Origin of the sequence: Salinispora cortesiana, assembly GCF_000484695.1 — a bacterium.
GTDB classification, from domain to species: Bacteria; Actinomycetota; Actinomycetes; order Mycobacteriales; family Micromonosporaceae; genus Micromonospora; species Micromonospora cortesiana.
Genome location: NZ_AXVR01000115.1, coordinates 1 through 4,470, shown reverse-complemented (window position 1 = coordinate 4,470; position 4,470 = coordinate 1). Strand labels below are relative to the sequence as shown.

Sequence of the window (4,470 nt, the reverse complement as noted above, 5' to 3'; positions counted from 1 at the left end):
ACTCACGGGGGTAGGGCTTGGGCACAGCAACATCCTTCCAGCCCGCCACCAGGGCAAGCCATCTCAGATGTCACCCATCGGTGCAGCAGACCCCCGGGTAGTTCGGCGTGTAGGCCCTGTGCGCGGGCTTCGACCGCGAAGCAGATGCCGTATTCGTCGGGGAAGGAACGGTCGTGCAGGCGGATGGACACCGCCGGGTCGTCTTGGCATCGGACTATCACGTGGAGGTTGTCGTCGCCGCTCTGGTCAGGCACCTCGTGACAGTAGGCGATCGACATCGTTTTGAGCAGGCGAGTTACGGTTCAGCGTTAGGGCACCTTCACCAGCGTGCCGGACCTGATCGGCGCGATCCGGGCGTTCATCGACGCCTACAACGAACGCTGCCAACCGTTCGTCTGGACCAAGACCGCCGACCAGATCCTCACCAAAGCCAACCGTCAAAAGAACTCAGACACGCGACACTAGCAGCCGAGCTGTGTTGCTCCGCTAGTGACCTGCCAACGATGCTCCGGAGAGCTGAACCCGATCTCGAACCCTGAGTTACTTATGCCTGCCGACGTGATTCTCGTGTCGCTCCAGGTGTGGGCGTAGTGGGCGAAGATTTGAAGGCAGCCTGGCGGCCTCTTGAAAGCGTACGACAAAGTTCCCGACTGGGAGTTGTAGCGCGCACAGTTCGGGAAGTCCGACCCATCACATCGGGTGGCGTGCGTCGCGTCCTGCCACTGAATGAGTGCGCCATACTCCGAGTTCCCCCAGAGCCCGGGGAGCAGAGGTGGTCCTCCCTCTGGCGGTAGGGTGATGTCAGGGGTCAGGCCTCTCCATCCGCCCCAATTGATAGTTCCACTTGGGGTGCTCGTCTGTACGACGTCTTGAGAAAAACGAATTGAAAGTACATCATTGCCACCGACGTTGCCCGTGTTAAAGTGCCCGTCCCCGAGAGTTGCATTGTCGTTCCAGTTGTAGTCGGCGTAGGCTACATACCTCTCATTAGCCTCATCGTAGTAGATACGGGGATTGGGGACGGTGACGTCGGTGTTGATTGAGAGCAGCGAAGGGGCGATAGACGTCGTCTGAACAAGTCGATACCCCGTTCTACGGGTTATCTCCGCCTCGGAAGCTCCCTGGCGCCTCAGGTCAACGATCAGTTCGATCTTTTGCGCCTCACTCAGCCTCACCGTTTCTACGGCCTGGGCGCTTCCAGACGGGATGGCGATCAATGACGCCACCAGGACACCTACAGCCGAAAGCCGTAGCCAGGTGTTTCGCAGCTCGTTGCCTAATCTTCCTGGCTTCACTAATCCTCCAAGATCTTTGTCGATGGGACGCCGAACTAGTTCGAAAATCTTGTGCCTGACCGGAAGCTACCGGAGTTGGCTGCCGTCGCGTGACCCGCAGGGTAGCCGCCCACACTCGCAACCAATGCGGTGTGTAGCTATCGTCTTGCCGGATGGGGACATTTTGACCGGACTCGCCACTCTCCGTTGCCCATCTGAGCATATGTGTGATATTGACCATGATTGATTGATCACATCTGGATTTCGAGGTGTCGGACCTCCAAGCGGCGGTAGCGCACGCGCTGGAACTCGGCGCGACGATCGCCGACTACCAACCACAGCAGACGGTACGGGTGCTGCTCGACCCTGCCGGGCACCCCTTCTGCCTGTACCTGGGGGTTCCTTAACGGATGCGCGACCAGGGATCAAAAAGTTGATCTAGCGATGGGGATGGCCGAAGGCTGATCGACGGAGAATGATGTTGCCCCGTGGTTCGTCTTCCGGAGAACTTCGCTGACCTGGTCGAGCACTGGACGCTGCTGCCCAAAGAGATCAACCTGTTGGCGGGCAAACACGACGGCCCGACCAAGCTCGCCTTCGCACTGTTGTTGAAGTTCTACGGCCGGTATGGCCGGTTCCCGCGTGGCCAGGCCGAGTTGCGTGGCGAGGTGGTGGACTTCGTCGCGGCACAGGTGAAGGTGCCCGCGGCCGATCTGGGTCTGTACGCCTGGGACGGGCCGACGATCAAGCGGCACCGGGCGGAGATCCGGCGGCACTTCGGGTTCCGGACGTTCACGGTCGCGGACTACGACAAGCTGACCGACTGGCTCGTCCGCCACATACTCGACGCCCCCGTGTGGCGGTGGATCGGCCTCAATCAAGCGAACTGCGCTATCACCATCGTGCAGTGGGATTCCGATCGACCGCCGACCTTGGTCAGCTTCAACGACACCGGACATCTGTAGCCGGAGAGAATCCGCCCTTCGGCAAATCCGGATACCGCGAAGTCATTGACGGTCGCGCAGCGTAGTTGGCGGCGCAAGACGCGATCCCGCGCCGCAGCGAGTGTGGGTAACGGTCGGCCAGCGGGCAAGCTGCTGGCAGCCCGCTGCTTGACCCCGACCGACGCGGGTCCCCGAGGAAGACGAGTGATCACAGGGGCTGGTTCGGCCGGTCGGTCAGCCGCGGCCGGCCGCGCGCCTTCGGTTGTGACACAGAATCCCGTATTCTCTGTCACAAAGCCATTGATCCATCCGTCGCCACCTGCGGGACGTCGTCACCGCGGCGAGGGCGACTTGGCCACATTCTGTGTCACATCACCGGAAGAGGTCGCTGAGGTGTCCGTGATCCCGCTACCGACCGCCCACCGCCCGGTGGCGCTCGTGGTCGCCGTCGACGCGTTCCTCGACCGGTTCCGCGACGACCCCGCCACCCGCGCCACCTACACCGAGACCCTGCGTCGGCTGCGCGAGACCGCCGGGGACCAGATGCCGGTCACCGGGCTTACCCCGCAGCTCTACGAGCAGACGATGGCGCGCTGGGACCAGGGCGCGGCGAACACCTGGAACAAGCACCTGTCCGTGCTGACCTCGTTCACCGCCTACTGCCGCCGCCAGGACTGGCTGACCACCGACCCCGGCCGACGGCTGGAACGGCGCAAGGTCACCCGAACCCGGGACAAAGCCATCCCTCGCGCCCGCCTGGAGCGGCTGTTCACCGACGACCGCCACCCGCTACGCGAGCGGGTCCTCTGGCGGATGCTCTACGAGACCTGCGCCCGCGCCGAGGAAATCCTCAGCCTCGACGTACCCGACCTCGACATGGAGTTCCGCCGCGCCCTCGTCACCGAGAAAGGCGGCGACCGCGCCTACGTGCACTGGGAAACCCCGACCGCCCGCCTGCTGCCCCGACTGCTGGCCGGCCGCACCATCGGGCCGGTGTTCCTCACCGACCGGCGTGCCGCAGCAGCGGGGCGCCGCGCCCCGGCCCTGGGCGACATCTGCCCGGAAACCGGCCGGGGCCGGCTGTCCTACCCGCGCGTCGAGTACCTGTTCAAGCAGGCATCCAAGCTCCACGACCCGCACGACGCCGGATACACCCTCCACCAACTGCGCCACTCCGGGCTGACCCACCTCGCCGCCAAGGGCCGCAGCGCCGCCGAACTCCAAGCCAAATCCCGCCACCGGCACCTGGCTACCCTCGGCATCTACGTCCGGCTCGGCGAAGAGACCTCCGCCCGCATCACCGCCGAGAACGACGAACACCACCGCCGACACCGACGCTGACCACCTGTTCAGGCTCTAGATCAACTTTTTGATCCCTGGTCTCGCATCCGTTAAGAAACCCCCCACAGTGGCCGATGACGTCACCAGCGGCCTTCCGCTCGACCGCCAGCGACCCGATCGACCATAGCGGGTTGGTGCGGATCGAGTCCTCGAGCTCCGCGATCGCGGGGTGTCCGTGAAGCCAGCAGGGAAATTATCGAATTATCATTACTGATAATTATTCAATCCTCAGGATGGAGCAAAACGGACAAAATTCCGATGCATCATAATGACTGTTATGGTGTACCGAGGTTCGCGGTCGCTGCCGCGTGGTCGAGTGCTGGCGCCTCGGGAGCCGAGGTGGTCGATTCGGCTGGCGTGCGCCAGCGAGAAGCGAGAGCCGTCGCGGCAAGCCAGCGTAGCTTCGCCGGGGTCGTTGCTCTTGGCTATGCCCCGGCTTTTTCGCTCAGCGGCGTGATGACTCGGCGGTGGTGATGGGTCTGAGGGCCGCGATCGTGACCTGGGATCGAACGGACCTCCCGCCGCCGCCGACGACGACAACGACCCCTGTCCCGGTTGACCCCTATCGAGTACGAGACCATCACGACCCCACCGGCCAGGCAGGCCGCGTAACTGGAACCGTCACCCATCGGTGCAGCAGACCCCATCCTCTCCGGATGACCCGAAGCTCGGCCGAGCGAAGTCGTTCCGGCATTTCACGCTTACCAGCGCGGATGAAGCGTTCCTGCGGAAGCTCCGGACCCGCCACCCGCATTGGCCGCGGACCTGCGCGGCAGCCGGCACCTCCCGGTCCGCCTCCACCGATGCGCTGAACTCGACGGGGGACTGTGGCGTTTTCCGTGTTTGGCCGTTGGGTGTGATCGAGGTTGTTAGATGGTGATCCGGTCGCCGTAGGCGAGGATCAGGGCGTT

The 4,470-nt window shown here is 63.6% G+C and carries 2 protein-coding genes and 5 pseudogenes; 5 read left to right on the top strand and 2 right to left on the bottom strand.

Annotated elements, in window-relative coordinates:
• Positions 1-50: 50 nt before the first annotated feature.
• A pseudogene (locus K228_RS29275) lies at positions 51-278 on the bottom strand (DUF6228 family protein); the annotation flags it as partial.
• 37 nt (positions 279-315) lie between these two features.
• Between K228_RS29275 and K228_RS28610 the strand changes: the two are divergent.
• Positions 316-465, top strand: a pseudogene (locus K228_RS28610) (IS630 family transposase); the annotation flags it as partial.
• Here K228_RS28610 and K228_RS28605 read toward each other — a convergent pair.
• Entirely contained in the window at positions 462-1,226 is a 765-nt protein-coding gene (locus K228_RS28605; protein ID WP_155251631.1) for a hypothetical protein, read from the bottom strand. The pseudogene K228_RS28610 and the gene K228_RS28605 overlap by 4 nt on opposite strands.
• A 302-nt stretch (positions 1,227-1,528) precedes the next feature.
• On the opposite strand from K228_RS28605, the pseudogene K228_RS29035 reads away from it, so the two are divergent.
• The 4 genes and pseudogenes from K228_RS29035 to K228_RS30525 form a co-directional block, all read left to right on the top strand.
• Positions 1,529-1,681: pseudogene (locus K228_RS29035) on the top strand (VOC family protein); the annotation flags it as partial.
• Between the two features lie 81 nt (positions 1,682-1,762).
• A pseudogene (locus K228_RS26190) lies at positions 1,763-2,104 on the top strand (DUF4158 domain-containing protein); the annotation flags it as partial.
• Between the two features lie 507 nt (positions 2,105-2,611).
• Positions 2,612-3,559, top strand: a complete 948-nt coding sequence (locus tag K228_RS0123905) for a tyrosine-type recombinase/integrase (RefSeq protein WP_025620645.1) — start codon at positions 2,612-2,614, stop codon at positions 3,557-3,559.
• Positions 3,560-4,038: 479 nt separating this feature from the next.
• Positions 4,039-4,171: pseudogene (locus K228_RS30525) on the top strand (IS3 family transposase); the annotation flags it as partial.
• Positions 4,172-4,470 lie beyond the last annotated feature (299 nt).